19 protein-coding genes are annotated in these 21,689 nt (G+C 60.3%); 7 read left to right on the top strand and 12 right to left on the bottom strand.

Annotation, left to right across the window (positions count from 1 at the left end; translation table 11 throughout):
* Positions 1-61: 61 nt before the first annotated feature.
* Genes AC1DIH_RS14050 through AC1DIH_RS14030 form a run of 5 tightly spaced genes read right to left on the bottom strand, consistent with a single transcriptional unit; the run spans position 62 to position 5,441 of the window.
* Positions 62-1,063: an AAA family ATPase gene (locus tag AC1DIH_RS14050; protein WP_477772120.1), complete on the bottom strand. Its 1,002-nt coding sequence runs from the start codon at positions 1,061-1,063 to the stop codon at positions 62-64.
* A complete protein-coding gene (locus tag AC1DIH_RS14045; protein ID WP_477772119.1) occupies positions 1,060-2,217 on the bottom strand; it encodes a DUF4350 domain-containing protein in 1,158 nt (385 codons plus the stop codon). Before AC1DIH_RS14045 ends, AC1DIH_RS14050 begins: the two co-directional genes overlap by 4 nt.
* Complete coding sequence (locus AC1DIH_RS14040; protein ID WP_477772118.1) at positions 2,214-3,752, bottom strand: DUF4129 domain-containing protein; 1,539 nt, start codon at positions 3,750-3,752, stop codon at positions 2,214-2,216. The genes AC1DIH_RS14045 and AC1DIH_RS14040 overlap by 4 nt, the downstream gene beginning before the upstream one ends.
* Positions 3,739-4,719 carry a stage II sporulation protein M gene (locus AC1DIH_RS14035; protein WP_477772117.1) on the bottom strand — a complete coding sequence of 327 codons (981 nt, stop codon included), beginning with the start codon at positions 4,717-4,719 and terminating at the stop codon, positions 3,739-3,741. Before AC1DIH_RS14035 ends, AC1DIH_RS14040 begins: the two co-directional genes overlap by 14 nt.
* Positions 4,716-5,441: an RDD family protein gene (locus AC1DIH_RS14030; protein WP_477772116.1), complete on the bottom strand. Its 726-nt coding sequence runs from the start codon at positions 5,439-5,441 to the stop codon at positions 4,716-4,718. The genes AC1DIH_RS14035 and AC1DIH_RS14030 overlap by 4 nt, the downstream gene beginning before the upstream one ends.
* 174 nt (positions 5,442-5,615) lie before the next feature.
* On the opposite strand from AC1DIH_RS14030, the gene sbcB reads away from it, so the two are divergent.
* The gene (sbcB, locus tag AC1DIH_RS14025) at positions 5,616-7,043 is read left to right on the top strand and encodes an exodeoxyribonuclease I (RefSeq protein WP_477772115.1); all 1,428 of its coding nucleotides are present in this window, start codon (positions 5,616-5,618) and stop codon (positions 7,041-7,043) included.
* A gap of 99 nt (positions 7,044-7,142) precedes the next feature.
* Here the strand turns inward: sbcB and mvaT are convergent, their stop codons facing one another.
* Complete coding sequence (mvaT, locus tag AC1DIH_RS14020) at positions 7,143-7,517, bottom strand: histone-like nucleoid-structuring protein MvaT (protein ID WP_005790963.1); 375 nt, start codon at positions 7,515-7,517, stop codon at positions 7,143-7,145.
* A 340-nt stretch (positions 7,518-7,857) separates the two neighbouring features.
* Between mvaT and purU the strand changes: the two genes are divergently transcribed.
* Positions 7,858-8,706 carry a formyltetrahydrofolate deformylase gene (gene purU / locus AC1DIH_RS14015; RefSeq protein ID WP_427531717.1) on the top strand — a complete coding sequence of 283 codons (849 nt, stop codon included), beginning with the start codon at positions 7,858-7,860 and terminating at the stop codon, positions 8,704-8,706.
* An 80-nt stretch (positions 8,707-8,786) separates the two neighbouring features.
* On the top strand, positions 8,787-8,993 hold the full coding sequence (locus AC1DIH_RS14010) for a hypothetical protein (RefSeq protein WP_477772114.1): 207 nt from the start codon (positions 8,787-8,789) through the stop codon (positions 8,991-8,993).
* A gap of 45 nt (positions 8,994-9,038) precedes the next feature.
* Here the strand turns inward: AC1DIH_RS14010 and AC1DIH_RS14005 are convergent, their stop codons facing one another.
* The 5 genes from AC1DIH_RS14005 to AC1DIH_RS13985 form a co-directional block, all read right to left on the bottom strand.
* Positions 9,039-10,034 carry a lysylphosphatidylglycerol synthase transmembrane domain-containing protein gene (locus AC1DIH_RS14005; protein WP_477772113.1) on the bottom strand — a complete coding sequence of 332 codons (996 nt, stop codon included), beginning with the start codon at positions 10,032-10,034 and terminating at the stop codon, positions 9,039-9,041.
* On the bottom strand, positions 10,031-10,807 hold the full coding sequence (locus tag AC1DIH_RS14000; RefSeq protein WP_477772112.1) for a DUF2334 domain-containing protein: 777 nt from the start codon (positions 10,805-10,807) through the stop codon (positions 10,031-10,033). Before AC1DIH_RS14000 ends, AC1DIH_RS14005 begins: the two co-directional genes overlap by 4 nt.
* Entirely contained in the window at positions 10,800-11,888 is a 1,089-nt protein-coding gene (locus AC1DIH_RS13995; RefSeq protein WP_477772156.1) for a glycosyltransferase family 4 protein, read from the bottom strand. Before AC1DIH_RS13995 ends, AC1DIH_RS14000 begins: the two co-directional genes overlap by 8 nt.
* A 216-nt stretch (positions 11,889-12,104) precedes the next feature.
* Complete coding sequence (locus tag AC1DIH_RS13990) at positions 12,105-13,994, bottom strand: methyl-accepting chemotaxis protein (RefSeq protein ID WP_477772111.1); 1,890 nt, start codon at positions 13,992-13,994, stop codon at positions 12,105-12,107.
* A 454-nt stretch (positions 13,995-14,448) separates the two neighbouring features.
* On the bottom strand, positions 14,449-14,904 hold the full coding sequence (locus tag AC1DIH_RS13985) for a DUF721 domain-containing protein (protein ID WP_477772110.1): 456 nt from the start codon (positions 14,902-14,904) through the stop codon (positions 14,449-14,451).
* Between the two features lie 306 nt (positions 14,905-15,210).
* Here AC1DIH_RS13985 and secA point away from each other — a divergent pair, with 306 nt between their 5' ends.
* From secA to AC1DIH_RS13965, 4 genes are all read left to right on the top strand, one after another.
* Entirely contained in the window at positions 15,211-17,946 is a 2,736-nt protein-coding gene (gene secA / locus AC1DIH_RS13980; protein WP_477772109.1) for a preprotein translocase subunit SecA, read from the top strand.
* Between the two features lie 138 nt (positions 17,947-18,084).
* Positions 18,085-19,302 carry a bifunctional glutamate N-acetyltransferase/amino-acid acetyltransferase ArgJ gene (gene argJ, locus AC1DIH_RS13975; protein WP_477772108.1) on the top strand — a complete coding sequence of 406 codons (1,218 nt, stop codon included), beginning with the start codon at positions 18,085-18,087 and terminating at the stop codon, positions 19,300-19,302.
* 101 nt (positions 19,303-19,403) lie between these two features.
* Positions 19,404-20,036, top strand: coding sequence for a glutathione S-transferase family protein (locus AC1DIH_RS13970; RefSeq protein WP_477772107.1), 633 nt, complete (start codon positions 19,404-19,406; stop codon positions 20,034-20,036).
* On the top strand, positions 20,033-20,977 hold the full coding sequence (locus AC1DIH_RS13965; RefSeq protein WP_477772106.1) for a Nudix family hydrolase: 945 nt from the start codon (positions 20,033-20,035) through the stop codon (positions 20,975-20,977). The genes AC1DIH_RS13970 and AC1DIH_RS13965 overlap by 4 nt, the downstream gene beginning before the upstream one ends.
* 130 nt (positions 20,978-21,107) lie before the next feature.
* Here the strand turns inward: AC1DIH_RS13965 and AC1DIH_RS13960 are convergent, their stop codons facing one another.
* Positions 21,108-21,689, bottom strand: coding sequence for a cob(I)yrinic acid a,c-diamide adenosyltransferase (locus AC1DIH_RS13960; RefSeq protein ID WP_477772105.1), 582 nt, complete (start codon positions 21,687-21,689; stop codon positions 21,108-21,110).

The following is a 21,689-nucleotide window of genomic DNA, read 5'->3' as shown; positions in this document are numbered from 1 at the left end:
CTCCCGAAGGTACGACTTTGCACGCGCCTTTCCCCTACGGATCTCATTGGGGGGGAAACCTTCATATCCTTGGCGCCGGAACCTGATCGAGCAGTTGCCTGAGCACCTGATCGACCTCCAGCCCTTCGATGTCCAGCTCCGGGGCGATGCGCACGCGATGGCGCAACACGGCCAGCGCGCAGCCTTTGATGTCATCCGGAATCACGAACTCGCCACCGCGCAGCAGCGCCCGTGCCCGTGCGACCCGCACCAGGGCAATCGTCGCCCGTGGACCGGCGCCGAGGGTCAGGCCGGGCCAGTTGCGGGTGGTGCGCGCCAGGCGCACGGCGTAGTCCAGGACCTGTTCATCCAGCGGCAGGTCGCTGGCGATTCGCTGCAAGGCCAGTACATCCTTGGCTTGCAGGACGGTGCGTAACGGTTGCACATCGAGCATGTCGGCGCGGGTCGAGCGGCTGACCTGACGGACCATGTCCAGCTCCTGAGCAGCATCGGGGTAGTCCATGCGCACCTTGAGCATGAAACGGTCGAGCTCCGCTTCGGGCAGCGGATAAGTGCCTTCCTGTTCGATGGGGTTTTGCGTCGCCAGCACCATGAACGGTTGCGCGATGGGCAGGGCGCGGCCTTCAAGGGTGACTTGGCGTTCCTGCATGGCTTCGAGCAGCGCGGCCTGGGTTTTCGCCGGTGCGCGGTTGATTTCGTCGGCCAGCAGCAGGTTGGTGAACAGCGGTCCTTTGCGCAGTTTGAACTGCTCGGTTTGCAGGTCGTACACCGCATGCCCGGTGACGTCGCTGGGCATCAGGTCCGGGGTGAACTGAATACGCGCATACTCGCCACCGAAACAGCGGGCGAGGGCGCGTACCAGCAAGGTCTTGCCCAACCCCGGAACGCCTTCGAGCAACACGTGTCCGCCAGCAATCAGCGCACTGAGCACATCGTCAATGACTACGTCCTGGCCGATGACGGCCTTTTGCAATTCAAGGCGCACGGCTTGCGCCAGTTGGCTGGCGCGCTGGCGCTGTTGGGCGGCATGGGTCTGGCCGGCAGGTTCGATGGAGTCATTCATAAGGCATTCCTGAGGGTTTGCAGGTGGGCGACCAGACGGCTGAACTCAGCGCGGGACAACCGCTGTTCGAGCCGCGGGCCAAGTGCCTGGCTGATGGCGCGGGTCGGTTGGCCGGTCAGGCGCGCGAGCACCTGCCATTGTTCGGCAACGCCGAGTTGTTCGAAGCCTGGGTGACGGTGTCGGGCGCGGCGCAGCACATCGTGTTGCAGCGCCAGCAGCAGGCTGCGCTGACCGTTGCGCCGCAGCATGAAGTCTGCGCTGGCCCGCAAGTGTTCCTGAAGTTGTCGGCGGGCTTTGGGGGCCGGTGCCTGCACAGGGCCCTGACGTAACCCGGCATGCCAGATCCACAGGCCGATCAACGCGATGAGCGCCACCAATGCCTGCGGGAAATAACGCAGCAGCAAGGTCAGCAGGTTGTCGTGATCGATATTGAAGAGCAGGGTCACGCCGGTGTCCGAATACAGGTACCAGAGCAGCCAGGCATTGTCGTATTGGCCGATGTTCGGGTTCTTCCACAGTTCGGCGTCAGTGACCACCGTGATCGAACCCAAGCCATAACCGAGTTGCATCATGTGAGTGGCCAACGCGCTGTTGGCCCACGACTGCGCGAGGTTTTTCGGGTCTTCGAGGTGGAACTGCGGATCGAAGCCGGCGTAGGCCGGAGCGTCTTCGTCTTCGAGATAGAGTTTGGTCAGGTTCGGGTAAGGATCAGGCTCGGCATCAGGCGGTGGATCCTTGAGGTCCTTGCTCATGGCTTGATGCAGTTGCACCCGGTCGAGCAGCAGGTCGCCGCTCTTGCCGGTTTTTTCATCCCACAAGGCTTCGGCCACAAACAGCAAACGTCCACCGGCCCGGGTCCAGTTCAGCAGCTGATCGGCCTGGCGCGGGGTCAAGTTGGCGCGATCACCGAGCAGTAACAGGCTCTGCTGATGCGGTTCCAGATACGGCAGGATGTCGAGGCTGTTGGCGTGAGTCACGGTCAGCCCTTGTTGACGCAAAAAGTGTTCGGCCGCCAGGTACGGGTTGGCCCGGGCTTCGGGGGAAGGGCCGTGGTCGATGACTTCCTGATAGGGCGTGGCCTGCTGGTACAGATAAACCGCCAATGCAGCGAGCAGCCCGGCAATCAGCAGGCCGGGGATCAGGCGCCGATTCAACGCGAAGCTCCCGGGCCGAACAACGCCCGCCAGCCATCACAGAGTTCCTGTTGCAGATGCGCCGGTGGCAAGCGATGCCCATAGGCCATGTTCTGCCAGTGCACCGTCAACGTGCTGCTGAAGGTTTGCAGAGCCGGCGCTTGCAACTGCTGGACCCGTTCCAGCACCTGGCCCTCGGTGTCGGCGGTTTTCAGCGGGAGGTTGAAGTCGTGCAGCAAACGGCTGAGCAAGGCCCGGTAGAGCAGCCCGAGGGCTTCGCGGGGCTGGGTCGACCAGAGGCTTTCGACGCTGGCGGCGATATCGTCCGGCAGGGTTTCGCGGCCAAGATCAAGGCCGAACAGTTGCACTGGCGCCGGGTGTGCGGGCGGTTGGCGCAGTTTTGGACGGCGGCTGACCAAGGTCCGCAATCCATCGCGGTAACGCCAGATCAGCAGCGCAATGGCACCGATGACACTCGCCCACAGCAGCACCTCGATGACCTGCGCCAGGCCGGCGAAGCGCTGGCTGTCGAACAGTGCGAAAAACGCTTTGAGCCAACCCGGTGTTTGCATGTTGGCAGGTTGATCGGGCGTGTCTTTACCAAAACGATAGTGGGTAACGGTCTGCGGGTTCTTGAACGGTGGCGTATCGAGTATGGCCTTGATGCTGTTGCTCGCGGCCTGGCTGGTCAACGGCTGTTGGAGCAGGCGCGGGCTGCCGGGGGCGTTGGCGGGTTCGGCGGCCCAGAGTGGCTGCGTGGCGGGCAACCACAGTAGCCCGAGCATCAGCAGGCAGGCAGCGACGCTGCTCAGGCGCTGGCGCAGACGGCGGAACACCAGTTCGATATCCCAGGCTTCGAGTCGGGTGCGACGGTTCAGGTACAGGCTGAAACCGCAGGCGACATAGATCGGTTCCCACAGGATCAGGATCAGCGCGTAGAGCGCATTGATCAGGTGGTCCAGCCAGAGCCAGTCTTGCTCAGGGGTGGCGATCAGCGTTTGCCAGTTCCAGTTCAGTTCGATTTGTGCGGGCAGCAATAGATAGAACAGCACCATCAGACCGATCCACAGGGCGGCCTCCAGGTGCGTGCCAATCAGCGTCAGCCAGCGTGCTGCGCCGCGATCGCGCTGTTGCAGCACGTCCAGGCGCTGCTGGCGTGCCAGACCGCTGAGCGCTTCAAGCTGCACGACCGGCATGATGAAACTGCGACTCAGGCCAAAACGCCGCCAGGCCAGGCTGGCCAGCAGCTGCGGTTTGAGCAGTCGCGGCCATTGGCGTAGCGCTTGCTTCAAGGTCGGGGTTTCGCCGAACAGGGCGCTGGAGAGGATGTACAGCGGCAATCGTTCGAACGCCGGTTTCAACCACCAGAACAGCAGCACGGCCATTGAGGGCGAGTCCCACAGCAACAGGCTCAGCAGGGCAAACACCGGCAGCGTGACAATCGCCCAACTGGCCATCAGCAGGCGGCGATGTTGCTGGCTCAGCAGAACGCCGAGGTCCATGGCTTCCCAAGTGGTACGAGGGCGAATGACCACGCTGGCGTCACTCAGGCGCATGGCGTGTACGTCCGGCAACCATCAGGTAAGTCGCCATCACTAACCAGAGGGCTGCGCCCACCAGGTATTTGACCAGCGGTGCAAGCCCGCTGCGGGATGACCAATAGGCCTCGATGAACGCAGCAAGCAGTAGAAACAGCATGACACCGCAGATCATCAAGACGCTTTTATGAGCCGCCAGGCGCAGGGCTTCACCGCGTGGCAAGCGGCCGGGGGCGATCAGCGCCCAACCCAGTTGCAGGCCTGCCGCACCGGCCAGGGCGATGGCGCTGAGTTCGAAGGCACCATGGCCGACGACGAACGACCAGAAGTTTTCCCCATAGCCGATGTGCGTCAGGTGACCGGCAACCGCACCGATCATCAAACCGTTGAAGAACAGGAAAAACACGCTGCCCAGGCCAAACAGCAAACCGCTGGCATAGGTCTGAAAGGCGATGCCGATGTTGTGCATGATGTAGTAGCCGAACATGACCCAATCATCGCTGGCTGCGCGTTCGCCCAGGCGCCCCAGGTGACCGGCTGCCGGGTCGTACATGCCTTGTATCTCGGCAACCTGTTGGGCCGGGACCAGGCTGTAGATCATCTCGGGGTGCAGGTACACCAGCAAACCGATGCCCACCAGCGAGCCGAAAAACAGCAGGCTCGAGGCCAGCACGAAAGGCCATTGCTCACGGACCAGTCGAGGAAAGCCGGCGAGGACAAAGGCCAGCAGATGGGCGCCGACCCGGCCACGATGGCGGTAAAGCTGTTGGTGCCCGCGCAATACCAGCTGTTGCAAAGGGTCGATCAGGTAGCTGCTGTAGCCGCGCTCCTGTGCCAGCGCGAGGTGCTGACACAACCGTCGGTAATCCTTGGGGAACGCGGTGCAATCCTCGACATCGGCTTTGCCGCGTTCAAGCGAATCGAGCCGTTGGGCAAATTGATCCCATTCGGTCCGATGGCGATTTTCGAAAAGGCTCTGCTTCATGCTGGCCCCAGCAAACCGCGCGCGATGCCATTGAGTTCGGCAACCGCGTGGGAGGGTGAAACGTGGAGCGGCTCGGCGAGGATGCTTGCCAGCTCATTGACCCGCTCGCTGGAGAGTTCCGCCTGACGCTCGGCGAAACCCAGCACCGCGCGTTGCTCATTGAGAGTTAGCGCAAAGGGCGGGTGCAGTGCCGGCGCCTGCGGAATCTGTGGTCGGGTGACCGCCTGTTCGCGGTAGATCACCAGTGTGCCGGCCGCAATATCGCCCAGCCGTTTGAACGTCGGATGCTGCAGGCAGCTGATGGCACCGAGGCTGTAGCCGAACGGCAGCATGTCGACGAACCGCAGCAGGTTGCGGATCAGCGAGGCCGGCCAGCCAATGGGCGTTCCATCGTCATGCACGACGCGCAACCCCATCAGCTGTTTACCCGGCGAGCGGCCCTGGTTGAGGACCTCGAACAGCACCATGTACCACCAACTGACCAGAAACAGCAGCACCGAGCCGAGCCCGATGCCGACGCTCCCCAGCAAGGCCAGGACAACAAACAGCAAGCCCAGCACCAGCCCGCGCACCCCCAGGTCAATGGCAAACGCCAGTACACGGGGCATCAACCCGGCCGGTCGCAGCGGCAGGTCGATGCCTTCCGGCGTTTCAACCTGATGCCGCGTGTCCAGTGGCGGGGGCAGCGTTGCTTTCCTTGGCGGTGCTGAAGTCTTGCGCATGATCAACCTGATGGTTGGGATTCAATAACGATTCGATGCTAGCAGCCTTCGTTGTGCTAACGACATAACTATGTATGACAAGGTATCAACCAGAAATGCTTGAATAGCAAGATTGCTGGTCGGCGCCGCGCTTGAGCGCCTAGACTTCGCCCGTCTCAAGTTCAGGAACGCCCCGTGACCTCCATCTTCTGGTACGACTACGAAACCACAGGCATCTCACCGCGCTGCGACCGTCCGCTGCAAGTGGCCGGGATTCGCACCGACCTCGAGCTCAACGAGATCGACGAGCCGGTCAATCTCTACTGCCAGCCGAGCGACGACATCCTGCCTCACCCGGCGGCATGCGTGATTACCGGCATCACCCCCGGCCGCCTGGCCGAGCAAGGCCTGAGTGAGGCCGACTTCATGACCCGGGTTCATGCGCAGCTCGCGGCCCCCGGAACCTGTGGTGCCGGTTACAACACCTTGCGCTTCGATGATGAAATGACCCGTTACAGCCTGTACCGGAATTTCTTTGATCCGTATGCGCGGGAGTGGCAGGGCGGTAACAGTCGCTGGGATCTGATCGATGTGGTGCGCGCGGCGTACGCGTTGCGCCCGGACGGAATTGTCTGGCCTGAAGAGGAAGGGCGCGTCACGTTGAAACTCGAACGCCTGACCGCCGCCAATGGCATCGACCATGGCCAGGCTCACGATGCGTTGTCCGATGTGCGCGCGACGATTGCCCTGGCGCGGTTGATTCGCGACAAGCAGCCAAAACTCTACGACTGGCTGTTCAAGCTGCGCAGCAAGCAGAAGGTCATGGATCAGATCCGTCTGTTGCAACCGATGGTGCATATCTCCGGGCGTTTCTCGGCAGCTCGCAGCTATGTCGGGGTGGTCTTGCCGTTGGCCTGGCACCCGCGCAATCGCAACGCACTGATTGTCTGTGACCTGCATCTCGACCCGCAGGGGCTACTCGACCAGGACGCCGAGACCTTGCGTCAGCGTTTGTACACTCGCCGCGAAGATCTGGCCGAAGGCGAATTACCGGTGCCGCTCAAACTGATTCACATCAACCGTTGCCCGGTGGTGGCTCCGTTGTCAGTGTTGCGCGCCGAAGACCGGCAACGATTGCAACTGGACATGGCGCAGTATGAGGCACGCGCACTGCGTCTAAGTGACGCACAGGAAGTATGGCGAGATAAAGTTCTGGCCATTTATGCCCGCGAGGATTTCACGCCGAGCGAGGACCCCGAACAACAGTTATACGACGGCTTCATTGGTGATCGGGACCGGCGTTTATGCGAACAAGTCCGAAATGCGGAGCCGATGCAATTAGCGCAAGAGCAATGGCCGTTCGATGATGAACGTTTGCCGGAATTATTATTTCGTTATCGTGCCCGTAACTTTCCCGAGACCTTGAGTCATGAGGAGCACGAGCGCTGGAAATTATTCTGTCAGCAACGTTTGTCAGACGCGCAATGGGGAGCGCCCAATACCTTGCAGGGGTTTAATGAGGCAATGGCGCAATGGTCGCTTAGTGCTACAGCGATTCAGCAACAGGTACTGGACGAGTGGCGTGAGTATGTCGACTCATTACGCAAGCGTTTGGAGCTTTGAAACAATCTGTACAAATACCTGAACGCGGGGCATAAAAAACGCCAGCGGACGCTGGCGTTTTTGGGTGCTCGCAAATGAACCTGCGAAGCGGGTTGCGGCTTAGCCCAGCAGGGTAGCCCAGCCTTCAACCACGTCACCGCCCCACTTGGCTTTCCACTCTTTCAGCGTCTTGTGGTTGCCACCTTTGGTTTCGATGACTTCGCCGTTGTGCGGGTTCTTGTATTGTTTAACCTTGCGAGCACGCTTGGTGCCGGTAGTTTTTACAGCGCCGCGTGGTGCTTTAACTTTGGACTCTGGATCCAGCAGGGCGATGATGTCGCGCAGGGACTTGGAGTATTCGCCCATCAGGGTACGCAGTTTGCCTTCGAATTCCAGCTCGGTTTGCAGTTTGTCGTCTTGGGACAGGTTCTTCAAACGGGCTTGCAGCTCTTTGATAGCTTCTTCGGTGGCACGGTATTCGTTGATCAAGGACATGAGGACTACCTTATGTTGGGCGCTGGATGACAGGGTACAGTGGCGCAATAATAGTCAGGGTGTTTCATCAAGTAAACATTTAAGCCGGCTTTTATTTAATTTAATTAGAGTGTTCAGCAAAAAAAGCCTCACGCCGCTGTTAAAACATGTCAGGGTTTCATCACAGATACTCACAAAAGCCCGCTTGCGTATTTCGCCAATAGAATATTGTTGAGCGTTCAGAGGCCGCCAATCGGTAGGGCGAGGCAGTGCATTACCGGGCCTGGTGTCAGGAGTACTGCAGTTTTGCTGCGCAATCGCTAGAATGGCGGCCTTTGCGAAGTTCTGGAGTTTCCCCCCCATGCGCACTTTTCGGCTAGTGATTGCTTGCCCGGACCGCGTCGGTATCGTTGCTAAAGTCAGTAACTTTCTGGCGTCACACAATGGCTGGATCACTGAAGCGAGCCATCACTCGGACACGCTCAGTGGCTGGTTCTTCATGCGTCACGAAATTCGTGCCGACTCGCTGCCGTTCGGCCTTGAGGCGTTTCGTGAGGCCTTTGCACCGATCGCCGAAGAGTTCTCGATGGACTGGCGCATCACTGACACTGCGCAGAAAAAACGCGTGGTATTGATGGCCAGCCGCGAATCCCACTGCCTGGCCGACTTGCTGCACCGCTGGCACAGCGACGAGCTGGACTGCGAAATCTCCTGCGTGATTTCCAACCATGACGACCTGCGCAGCATGGTCGAGTGGCATGGCATTCCTTATTACCATGTGCCAGTGGACCCGCAGGACAAAGAGCCGGCCTTTGCCGAAGTGTCGCGCTTGGTCAAACAGCATGACGCCGAAGTGGTGGTGCTGGCGCGTTACATGCAGATCCTGCCGCCGGAACTGTGCACCGAATACGCCCACAAGGTGATCAACATTCACCACAGCTTCCTGCCATCGTTCGTCGGCGCCAAGCCGTACCACCAGGCGTCGATGCGTGGCGTGAAACTGATCGGTGCGACCTGCCACTACGTGACCGAAGAGCTGGACGCTGGTCCGATCATCGAGCAGGACGTGGTGCGCGTGAGCCACAGCGACAGCATCGAAGACATGGTGCGTTTCGGCCGTGACGTCGAGAAGATGGTCCTGGCCCGCGGCCTGCGCTATCACCTGGAAGACCGCGTGTTGGTGCATGGCAACAAGACCGTAGTGTTCTGATTGATCGGTACTGATTGAAAAAAACAGGGCCTGAGCGTTCAATCGCTTCAGGCCCTTTTTTTCGGAGTGAGGTAGGGGAGATGGCTGATCCACTGGATAAGGCAACATCCAAAGCCCCCGCGACATTGGGCGAGGGGTGCCTGAGTCGGTACGACCCGGATGAGCTGAGCCCTGAAGACGGCACGGAGTTTCCCGGCGCTGCGCAATTGTGGGAGCAGTTGAAGCCAGTCGCTGACGATGAAACTGCGAGCCCTGAAAAGACTTCGAGCGCAACACTTAACCTGTAGCAGCTGCCGAGCCCGCGAGGCTGCTGCTACGGATTGCGTACTAGCCTAAGCCTGTTTGAACTTCATCAATTTGTTCAGCAGTGGTTTCCCGGCCATCACCAGGAACACCGGTGCGCCGGCCAGCAAGTAGAAGTAATAGGTCACTGCTCGCCAGATCAGAATCGCGGCCGCCGCCGTCGATTTTCCCACCATGGGCGCCAACAGCGCTGCCGACGTCAGTTCCGCCGCGCCGGCACCGCCCGGCAACAGGCTGAACTGCCCGGCGCTGAGTGAGAGCATCTGGATCAAAAAGCTCCAGGCCCACTGAAGATCCGTGCCCAGCCCCCGCAAAGCCAGATACAACACGCTGTAGCGCAGTAACCAGTGCACGCAAGTCAGCGCAAATACGCTGATCAGTGTGCGTGCAGGCAACTTGAGTGTTTCCGTGAAGGCCGCAAGAAAGTGCAGCAGCTTGCGTGCCCAGCGGCGCCGGGTGGCAGCGTTGAGCTTGAAGTGCTTGAGCACGCGCCCGCTGAGGCGAATCAGCAGGCGATGGTAGCGTGCCACCATCACGCAACTGAACAGGCCGCCGACCATCGAAATGGCGCTGAATGTCAGCATCCACTCCAGATTCCGACTCAGGTGCTGAAACAGCGCATACACCACGATGGCGATCAGCGCGCAGAGAAAGAACAGCAAATCGCTCAACTGATCCATGGCGAACACCGCACTGCCATGGGCCGGGCGCACACCATGGCGGGCCAGCAGGGCCATCAGTGTCAGCGGTCCACCGCCGCCGCCCGGGGTCGCGCAAATCGCGAACTCGGTGGACATCACCACCCCAAGGCATTTCAGGCGGCCTATCCGGCTGCGCTGTTCACCCAGCAACAAGCGCAAGCGTATTGAGTTGGTGAACCAGCAGAGCAGGATCATGCCCGGCATCGTCAGCAACAATGTCGGCGGAAAGTGCTGCAGCCGTGGCCATAGTTCATTGGCGCCGAGCAATAGCGGAATCAGCACCGCGCAGAGCAGGGCGGCGACCAGCCACAGGACGCGACTCATGCGGCGCGACCGACCTGAGCGCTTTGCGTGCGCAGCCACCGGGCCTTGGTCATTGGCACTCGGCCGTCATTGAGCAAGCGTTCGAGGGTCTGCAGCCAGTAAGTGCGGGAGAACTCATGGCGCAGGTCGACCGGGTGTACGCCCAGGCGAATCACCGGGGCGTGCTGCCAGCGCAGTTCGCGTTGAGCGCTGACAATCTTCGACACACCACGACGCCAGGCACTGCGCGCGCTCCAGACCAGGCCTGGGGCGTTGACCCGGGAGAAATCCGGCAGGCGATACAGGTGCTGCGGATCACTGGTATAGCTCAGCGGTAACTGGCACAGGGCCTGACGCGTGCCTTCGCTCATCAGCCAGGCCGGTGCAACAAACCCCTCCAGTGGCCAGTTGTAACGGCTGAACAATTCGATCCCGGCGAGCAGGCGGGCCAGCGCAGCCGGTTGCGAAAGACTGTAGAACTCGCCTTCATGGGTGTAGACCCGGCGCATGAACCAGTCACGGGGGCGCGCCGTTGGCGGGCTGTCATCGCAATGGTAGTAGCCGTGAAGTGCCAGTTCGTCACCGCGCTCGATGCGGCGGGTCAGCATGCTCCGAAAATCCGGATGGCTATCGAGGTGGTGGTGTTTATGAAAGTCGGGGACGACCAGCCAGGTCATCGGCACTTCACCGAGCGCGTCCACCGCTTCGACAAACGGCTGATAGTCGGCCCAGCTTTGCGGGGTGACGTCATGCAGCACCAGTAGCAGGCTGGGCGTGTTCATGGCGTCAGCCATTGCTCAGCAGCGACAAAGGGGCGCCGAGGACTGCGTAATAGTGACCCAGCAGGCTGTTGACCACTGAATCCCAGGCGTAATGCTGTTCGACATGGCGGCGGGCGGATCGACCGAGATCGTTATGCTGAGCAAACAGTTCGCGCACTGCGTTGGCCATCGCCACTGGATTGTTGGGGGCGCAAAGTATGCCGCAGCGCTCGTTGATGATTTCGGTGAAGGCGCCCGCTGCCACTGCGACCACTGGAATGCCACAGGCCATGGCTTCGAGAACGACCAGGCCAAAGGTTTCCTGATCGCCTGCATGCAGCAAGGCATCGGCGCTGGCCATCAGCCGGGCCACCTGTGGTGCAGGGCAGAACTCATCGATCAGCGTGACGTTATCCGGTACCTGTGCCGACACCGAGGTGCCGACCAGCAGCAGGTGATAACGGTTTCCCAGACGCTTCATGCAATTGAGCAGGACGGGAATGTTTTTCTCCTTGGAACCTCGCCCGGCGAATATCAGCAGTCGAGTGTCTTCGGCGATCTTCAGCTTCGCCCGCAGATCCGGGTCACGGGCGTCTGGATTGAAGGTTTGCAGGTCCACGCCCAAGGGTTGGACGTAAACGTTTTTGACCCCAAGCCCCATGAGCTTGTCGGCCATGATCTGGCTCGGCGTCAGCACCCGGTCAAAGTTGCCGTACAGCTTGCGGATATACGCTTCGACATTCGGCGTGACCCAGTTGCCCACCCGGTTGCTCGCCAAATGCGGCAAGTCGGAGTGATAGAAGCCAATCACTGGAACATCCAGTTCGCGCCGCGCATCCAGTGCTGCCCAGGCTGTCAGGTAAGGATCGCCGACTTCTATCAGGTCCGGTTGCAGATCGTGCAGGGCATTGCGCCAGGGCGTCAGTCGTAGCGGGAAGCGATAGCCTTTGCCGAAGGGCAGGGCCGGGGCGGGCACCGTGTAGACACCGTCCTGCTCGCTCCGCCGTGCTCCCGGGACCAGCAAGCTGTGACGAATCCCCGGCTTGCGGCCCAGGCGGCGGTGCTTGGCATCCAGATAAGTCCGCACGCCACCGCTGGCCGGTGCGTAGAACATGGTGATGTCAGCGATATGCACGATAACCCTCCGTTCTATCCATTGTTCTCCTTAGGGATGACCCTTATGAAGAATAGATGTTCGGTTGGGGATGTGTGGCGGGGTGTCAGTGAGGTGTTGTGGTGGTTGACAGGCCGCTATCGCGAGCAGGCTCCCACAGGTTCACTGCGAACCTTTGTGGGAGCGAGCCTGCTCGCGATGGGGCCAGATCAGGCGCTAGATACGGAAACTGCCTACCAACTGCTTCAACCGCGCCGCTTGCTGCTCAAGATCGGAACAGGCGCGCAACGTCGATTGCAGGTTTTCCACGCCTTCCTGATTCAGCGTGTTGATTTCGCTGATGTCGACGTTGATCGACTCGACCACGGCGGTTTGCTCTTCGGTGGCGGTGGCCACTGACTGGTTCATGCCGTCGATCTCGCCGATGCGCAAGGTCACGCTGTTCAGGCGCTCCCCGGCGAGGTTGGCGATCTCGACGCTGTCCTGGCTGTGACGCTGGCTGTCGCTCATGGTGCTGACCGACTCGCGGGCGCCGACTTGCAGCTCCTCGATCATCGTCTGAACTTGCTGCGCCGATTCCTGGGTGCGGTGCGCCAGGTTGCGCACTTCGTCGGCAACCACCGCGAAACCACGCCCGGCTTCGCCAGCCCGCGCCGCTTCAATCGCCGCGTTGAGGGCCAGCAGGTTGGTTTGCTGGGAGATGCTGGTGATCACTTCGAGAATCTGCCCGATGTTCACGGTCTTGCTGTTCAGCGACTCGATGTTGGTACTGGAGGCGCTGAGCATGCTCGACAGCTGATTCATCGCCGCAATGCTGCGGTCGACCACTTGCTGGCCGTCTTCGGCCAGGCTGCGGGCATCGCTGGCCTGGTGCGAGGCCTGCGCCGCGTTACGGGCGATTTCCTGAGCCGCCGCGCCCAACTGATTGATCGCCGCTGCCACGCTGTTGGTCCGGCTCGATTGTTCGTCAGAGTTGAGCATTGACGAGTTCGATGCGCTGACCACTCGCAGAGCGACTTCGTTGACGTGCTCGGTCGCCGACGACACTTCGCGGATCGAACCGTGGATCCGCTCGACGAAGCGGTTGAACGCACTGCCGAGGATGCCGAACTCGTCCTGGCTCTGGATGGTCAGGCGGCGGGTCAGGTCGCCTTCACCGTCGGCAATGTCCTGCATCGCGCGGGTCATGACGTGCAATGGCTGGATCAGGATACGGATCAGCATCCCGAGCAAGGCGATGATGATTGCCACGGCAATGACCGTGGCAATGATCGCCGAGGTACGGAAACTGCTGAGCATCGCGAAGGCTTTGTCTTTGTCCACCGACAGGCCGACGTACCAGTTGACCGATGGCAGGCCTTTGATCGGCGTGAAGGTGACGATGCGGGTTTTGCCGTTGACCTCGACTTCACTGATGCCGCCACCGATACGCGGGGTGTTCGTCGGGTAAGCCTCGCTGAGGGATTTCATCACCATGGTTTTGTCGGGGTGAACCAGGATCTTGCCATCGGCGCTGACCAGGAAGGCGTAGCCCATGCCACCAAAGTCACGCGCGGTCAGGGTCTCGATCAGGGTTTGCAGGCTCAGGTCACCGCCGACCACTCCCACGCTTTGTCCGGCTTTTTTCGAGGCGGTGGCGATGGAGATGATGGTCTGGCCGGTCGCCGCATCGATATACGGTTCGGTGAGTGTCGAGCCGTTGCTGTTTACTGCGCCTTTGTACCAAGGGCGAACTCTTGGGTCGTAGCCGTCCGGCATCTTGGAGTCCGGGCGGTTGATGAACGTGCCGCTGGCATCGCCCAGGTATCGGGCCATGAAGGTCGACGCCAGGGCATTTTGCTCAAGCAGGTTGGCAACGTTGTCGTGTTCAGGGTTGAGGGCGATGTTCTGGGCCAGGTTTTCCACCATGAGAATCCGCCCGGCGAGCCAGGACTGGATATTGGAGGAAGTGACATCGCCCATCTCATGCAGGTAATTGTCCAGGTCCTGGCGAATCGCGTTGCGCTGTAGATAGTCGTTGTACAGCGTGAACGAAGCGAAGGCGGCAATGACGATGAGCGCGGCGGCAAGCAGGATCTTGTGGCTGAAGCGCAGGTTTTTGTTCATGGCTTGGGGTGTCCGCTGAGGTCTTATTGTTGGGGCGTGTTGCTTTGAAAAGCGCGCAAACCGGGCGCTGTCGCACATAAGCTGATATTTGCGACTGTTCTTAGGGAGTTATCGGACCCGATTTTTCAGTCTGGTCTCTTGCTTGGATCTATCGGCTGCGCCGGACCAAAGCTTAACCAGAAGCGACGAAATGCCTGACTCATTGCAATTCGTTATCGGCGCAGGCCTTGAAGTCGGCGATGCGACAGGCGGTCAATCAGCTGGGGTGGCAACGGGGCTGCGGCTTGATGGGCTCGTTGCCGGGCGGCAGCAAACGCCGCTGACTATCTTTTGGATGCGCGCGGTCAAAATGTGGGAGCGGGCTTGCTCGCGAAGACCATCGATCAGTCAGCATTAATGTTGAATGTTGGACCGCTTTCGCGAGCAAGCCCGCTCCCACATTATGAAATGTGTGTCAGGTCTTGGGTTTTGCGTGCGCCGCCAGTCGTTCCAGCGCTGCACGCAATTTCGGATCGGTGATGCCATCGGCCGTAGCCTGAATGGTCGCCGCCGCATCGCTCGACAGATCCATGGTGTGGCCGGCGGCCCCTTGCTGCACGGTCGGTGGTTGCACCTTGAACAGGATTCGCGTCAGGCTGGCGAATTCGTCGAACATCTGTAATTGCCGTTGCAGACGCTTCTGTTGATACCGCAGGCGGGTTGCCCAGTGACCGTCAGTGACGATCAGCAACAGGCTGCCCTCGCGCCACGACGCCACATGACAATGTTCACGGGCAGCCGGCTGCAGCTGGCTTTCCAGCAAACGCTGTAGATGACCCAGGCGTTGTGCGTGGCCGAAAATGGCTTTTAACGGTTTGGCTTCGCGAAGCAGAACGGCGGGTGCTCTGGCCGTAAGAGGGCGAAATGCCATGATCAGACACCTGAAGTAACAGAGCCGCCATGGTAGCAGAAAGCACTGGATGCACCCGAGCCATTGCTTTGTGAGCGCTTTACTCATTAAATCAACGAGTAACTTCTGGCGTGAATGGCTTGAAGTTCAGCAAAATGCCCTTATTTTAAGTGAGCCCCGTAACAGCGCCGTGCATGCATCGTGGAACAACGCCACTTTCCTCACCATCGTTTCCGGGTAGAATGCTCGTTCGCATGCGGCCATGAGGGCTGCACGGGCGACTCACGGGGCCGCCCTCCATCCCTTTGTGTGGAAGATCCTGCCGATATGTTTGCACCTTTGTTAAAGAAACTTTTTGGAAGCAAGAACGAGCGTGAAGTCAAACGCATGCTCAAGACGGTACAGATCGTCAATGCCTTCGAAGAGCAAATGGTGGCCCTTTCGGACGATCAACTGCGTGCCAAGACCGATGAGTTCAAGGCCCGTATCGCCAAAGGTGAAAGCCTCGACAAACTGCTGCCCGAAGCTTTTGCGGTTGCCCGCGAAGCCGGCAAGCGGATTATGGGCATGCGCCACTTCGACGTTCAGTTGATTGGTGGCATGACCTTGCACGAAGGCATGATTGCCGAAATGCGTACCGGTGAAGGCAAGACCCTGGTGGCGACACTGGCGGTTTACCTGAACGCGCTGTCCGGCAAGGGCGTGCACGTTGTGACCGTGAACGACTACCTGGCTCGTCGTGACGCCAACTGGATGCGTCCGCTCTACGAATTCCTCGGCCTGAGCGTTGGCGTGGTGACGCCGTTCCAGCCGCCGGAAGAGAAGCGTGCTGCCTACGCCGCCGACATCACCTACGGTACCAACAACGAATTCGGTTTCGACTACCTGCGCGACAACATGGCGTTCAGCATGGAAGAAAAATTCCAGCGTGAACTCAATTTTGCCGTGATCGACGAAGTCGACTCGATCCTCATCGACGAAGCCCGTACCCCGCTGATCATTTCCGGTCAGGCCGAAGACAGCTCCAGGCTCTATATCGAGATCAACAAACTGATCCCGCAACTGGAACTGCATATCGAAGAAGTGGAAGGCGAAGTCACCAAGGCCGGTCACTACACCATCGACGAGAAGACCCGCCAGGTCGAACTCAACGAAGCCGGTCACCAGTACATCGAAGAAGTGCTGACCCGTATCGGTCTGCTGGCTGAAGGCGAGAGCCTGTACTCGGCGCACAACCTGGGCCTGCTGACCCACGTTTACTCCGGTCTGCGCGCGCACAAACTGTTCAATCGCAACGTCGAATACATCGTCCAGGACGGTCAGGTCGTACTGGTCGACGAACACACCGGTCGTACCATGCCGGGTCGCCGTCTGTCCGAAGGTCTGCACCAGGCCATCGAAGCCAAGGAAAACCTGAACATCCAGGCCGAAAGCCAGACCCTGGCGTCGACCACGTTCCAGAACTACTTCCGTCTCTACAGCAAGCTGTCCGGCATGACCGGTACGGCGGACACCGAAGCGTTCGAATTCCACCAGATCTATGGTCTGGCGGTGATGGTCATTCCACCGAACAAGCCGCTGGCACGTAAAGACTACAACGACCTGGTGTTCCTCACTGCGGACGAGAAGTACGCGGCCATCGTTGCCGACATCAAGGAAAGCATGGCTCAGGGCCGTCCGGTTCTGGTGGGCACCGCGACCATCGAAACGTCCGAGCACATGTCCAGCCTGCTGGTGAAGGAAGGCATTGAACACAAGGTCCTGAACGCCAAGTTCCACGAAAAAGAAGCTGAAATCATCGCTCAGGCCGGTCGTCCGGGTGCATTGACCATCGCCACCAACATGGCCGGTCGTGGTACCGACATCCTGTTGGGCGGTAACTGGGAAGTGGAAGTCGCCTCCCTCGAGGATCCGACGCCCGAGCAGATTGCCCAGATCAAGGCCGACTGGCAGAAGCGTCACCAGCAAGTGCTCGAGTCGGGCGGTTTGCAGGTGATTGCCTCCGAGCGTCACGAATCGCGCCGTATCGACAACCAGCTGCGGGGTCGTGCCGGTCGTCAGGGTGACGCCGGTTCCAGCCGTTTCTACCTGTCGCTGGAAGACAGCCTGATGCGCATCTTTGCCTCTGACCGGGTGAAGAACTTCATGAAGGCCCTGGGCATGCAGCCTGGCGAAGCGATCGAGCACCGCATGGTGACCAACGCCATCGAAAAGGCTCAGCGCAAGGTTGAAGGCCGTAACTTCGACATTCGCAAGCAACTGCTCGAGTTCGACGACGTCAACAACGAACAGCGTAAAGTGATCTATCACATGCGTAACACGTTGCTGGCCGCTGACAACATCGGCGAAACCATTGCCGACTTCCGTCAGGACGTGCTCAACGCAACGGTCAGCGCGCACATTCCGCCGCAATCGCTGCCTGAACAGTGGGACGTCGCCGGTCTGGAAGCGGCCCTGCAAAGCGACTTCGGGGTGACACTGCCGATCCAGCAATGGCTCGACGAAGACGATCACCTGTATGAAGAAACCCTGCGCGAGAAGCTGATGCACGAGCTGCTGGCGGCGTACAACGAGAAAGAAGAGCAGGCGAGCGCCGAAGCGCTGCGTACCTTCGAGAAGCAAATCGTATTGCGCGTACTGGACGACCTGTGGAAAGACCACCTGTCGACCATGGACCACCTGCGTCACGGCATCCACTTGCGTGGCTATGCGCAGAAGAACCCGAAGCAGGAATACAAGCGCGAGTCGTTCACGCTGTTCTCCGAGCTGCTGGATTCGATCAAGCGCGACTCGATCCGTGTGCTGTCGCACGTTCAGGTTCGCCGCGAAGATCCGGTCGAAGAAGAAGCGCGCCTGCGTCAGGAAGCCGAGGCATTGGCCGCACGCATGCAATTCCAGCACGACGAAGCCCCTGGCCTCGAACAGCCGGAGTTGTTGGGTGAGGAGGTCGATGTGGCCCTTGCTGCCGCTCCAGTGCGTAACGAACAGAAACTGGGTCGCAACGAACTGTGCTACTGCGGTTCGGGCAAGAAGTTCAAACACTGTCACGGCCAGATCAACTAAGATTTCTGCCAGACATTGAAATACCCGCGCCGCGACCGGCATCAGCCGTCGCGGCGTTTTACCATTTAAAACACCGGTGCCAGGTTAAAAAGAACAGGGCGACGACGGTGCAGACATTACATTAAGAGGAGCGCTTTCATGGCTGTTGGTCTTGGTCCTTTGCCAACGTTGCACCCGGTTGCCGGTTTTGAACTCGGTATCGCTTCGGCCGGCATCAAGCGCCCCGGGCGCAAAGATGTCGTGGTCATGCGCTGCGCCGAAGGTTCCACGGTGGCCGGTGTGTTCACGTTGAACGCCTTTTGCGCGGCTCCCGTTATTCTGGCCAAGCAACGTGTACAAGGCCCGGTACGTTACCTGCTGACCAATACCGGCAATGCCAACGCCGGTACCGGTGAGCCTGGTTTGGCTGCCGCCGAGCGCACCTGCGCCAAGCTGGCTGAATTGACCGGCGTCGACGCAAGCCTGGTGCTGCCGTACTCCACCGGCGTGATCGGCGAACCGCTGCCGGTCGAGAAGATCGAAGGCGCGCTGCAAGCTGCCCTCGACGACTTGTCGGAAAACAACTGGGAGGCTGCGGCCACCGGGATCATGACCACCGACACCCTGCCAAAGGGTGCGAGCCGGCAGTTCCAGCATGAAGGCGTGACCATCACCGTCACCGGTATCAGCAAAGGCGCCGGGATGATTCGCCCGAACATGGCGACCATGCTCGGTTACATCGCCACCGACGCCAAGGTTTCTCGCGAAGTGTTGCAGAACCTGTTGCTGGACGGCGCCAACAAGTCGTTCAACCGCATCACCATCGATGGCGACACCTCGACCAACGACTGCTGCATGCTGATCGCCACCGGTAAAGCCGCACTGCCGGAAATCACCGAGGCCAGCGGTCCTCTGTTCGCGGCGCTGAAGCAGGCGGTGTTTGAGGTGTGCATGGACGTCGCCCAGGCCATCGTTCGCGACGGCGAAGGCGCGACCAAGTTCGTCACCGTTGAAGTCAACGGCGGCGGCACTCACCAGGAGTGCCTGGACGTCGGTTACACCGTGGCGCATTCGCCATTGATCAAGACCGCGTTGTTCGCTTCCGATCCAAACTGGGGTCGTATCCTGGCAGCCGTTGGCCGTGCCGGTGTGCCGAACCTGGACGTGAGCAAGATCGACGTGTTCCTGGGTGAAGTCTGCATCGCCAGCCGCGGTGCCCGCGCCGCGACTTACACCGAAGCCCAGGGCTCGGCGGTGATGCAGCGTGAAGAAATCACCATTCGTATCGAGCTGGGTCGCGGTGATTGCAGCGAAACCATCTGGACCACCGACCTGTCCCACGAATACGTGAAGATCAACGCCGAATACCGCACGTAACTCCCGTTAGACCGAGTCGCTGCAATCGCGAGCCTGCTCGCGATGACGGTCTGTCAGTCACCACAAGACTGGCTTGTTCATTTCATCAAAAGGTCCTGAACATGAGCTACCACCTGATCATCGGCGACAAACTGTATTCCTCCTGGTCCCTGCGCGGCGCTTTGGCGCTGGAACTGGCCGGCGCGACCTACACCGAAGAACTGATCAAGCTGAACCAGCCGGACACCCGCGAGCGCCTGCTCAAGCATTCGCCGACTGGCAAAGTCCCGTTGCTGAAAACCGAACACGGGACCATTGCCGACTCGTTGGCCATCGCCGAGTACCTGGTCGAGCGTTTCCCGAACGCCAACCTCTGGCCGAAGGACATCGCCGCCCGCGCCCAGGCTCGTTCGGCGTGTGCGCAGATGCACAGCGGCTTCTTCGCCATGCGTGGCAATATGCCGTTTGACCTGAGCCACGATGCGCCGTTGTCGCCAATGCCGCCTGAAGTGCAGGTGGAGATCGAGCGGATGCTGGCGTTGTGGGCTGAATGCCGCGCGGTCGCAACCGAACCCGGTCCGTTCCTGTTCGGTAGCGTAAGCCTGGCAGATGCCTTCTTCGCCCCCATCGCTGTGCGCTTGCGCACCTATCAAGTCGCGTTGCCAGCGGTGGATGCCGCCTATGTCGAAGCGATTTATCAATGGCCAGCCTTCAAGGCCTGGCAGAAAGCCGGTTTAGAGGAAGTAGTGCGGTGAAACGAGTTCATGTAGCAGCGGCTGTCATCCGTGATGCCAGCTGCAAGATCCTCATCGCTCGCCGCGCCGATACCCAGCATCAGGGCGGCCTGTGGGAGTTTCCCGGCGGCAAGGTCGAGGACGGCGAAGCGGTGCAGGCCGCGCTGTCGCGCGAGCTGCAGGAAGAGTTGGGCATTGTGGTCAGTGCCGCTCGGCCATTGATCAAGGTTCAGCATGACTATCCAGACAAGCAAGTGCTGCTGGATGTCTGGGAGGTCTCGGCGTTTACCGGCGAACCTCATGGCGCCGAAGGCCAGCCTCTGGCATGGGTGACGGCGCGTGAACTGCGCGACTACGAGTTCCCGGCCGCCAACCAGCCGATCGTGGCGGCTGCGCGTCTGCCAGGCGACTATCTGATTACCCCGGAAGGCCTGGAAACGCCGGCCCTGCTGCGCGGTATTCAGAAAGCCATCGCCGGCGGGATCAAGCTGATCCAGTTGCGCGCCCCGAATGGCTACGACCCGCAATACCGCGATCTGGCGGTGGATGCCGTGGGGTTGTGTGCCGGCAAGGCGCAACTGATGCTCAAGGGCCCGTTCGAGTGGTTGGGGGATTTCCCGGCCGCCGGTTGGCACATCACCGCCGCGCAGCTGCGCAAATACGCCAGCGCCGGGCGCCCGGTGCCAGCCTCGCGCTGGTTGGCAGCGTCCTGCCACAACGCTGAAGAGCTGAGTCTGGCGGAGCAGATGGGCGTGGACTTCGTCACCCTGTCACCGGTTCAGCCAACCCAGACTCATCCGGATGCGTCTCCACTCGGCTGGGAGCAGGCCTCGCAGTTGATTGCAGGGTTCAGCAAACCGGTGTTTCTGCTCGGTGGCGTGGGGCCTGCCGAACGGCAGAAAGCCTGGGAAGCGGGAGCGCAGGGCGTGGCGGGGATTCGGGCGTTTTGGCCTGAGGCCTGATTCTGCGGCGATGCTACCGGCGCCATCGCGAGCAAGCTCGCTCACACATTGGATTTGTGTACACCTCGATCCACTGTGGGAGCGAGCCTGCTCGCGATGACGGCCTGCTAGGCACCAGATCTTTAGCTGACTAAACCTTGGGCTTGGCCGCCGCCTGCCACAAAATCTCGGCAATCCCCTGGCGCTTGGCAATCAGCCGGGCCGCCACAAACAACAGGTCCGACAAGCGATTGATGTACGCCAGGCCAACCCCGGCCAAAGGCTCCAGCGCATTCAGATGCTGGCAACGTCGCTCGGCACTGCGCGCCAGGCTGCGGCAGACGTGGGCTTGCGCAATCAAGGCTGAGCCGCCGGGCAGAATGAAGTTCTCCAGCGGTCCCAATTCTTCATTCCAGACATCGATCGCCGCTTCCAGGCGTTCGACTTCTGCGGCATTCAAAGCCTGATACACCGGCATTGCCAGTTCGCCCCCCAGATCGAACAACCGGTGCTGACACGGCTCAAGCACCTCAATCACCTCCGCCAGGCCAGGATGAGCGTGGCATTGCTCGGCCAAGCCAGCCAACAACAATCCCAACTGACTGTTCAGCGTATCAACTTCGCCGATGGCCTCGACCCGTGGATGGTCCTTCGGCACGCGGCGACCGTCGCCAAGCCCGGTTTCACCTTTGTCGCCGGTGCGGGTGTAAATCTTCGACAAACGAAAACCCAT

Source organism: Pseudomonas sp. 05N36 (genome assembly GCF_056397385.1).
Note: the sequence above shows the minus strand (reverse complement) of the source record. Positions and strands in the feature narration are given on the sequence as shown.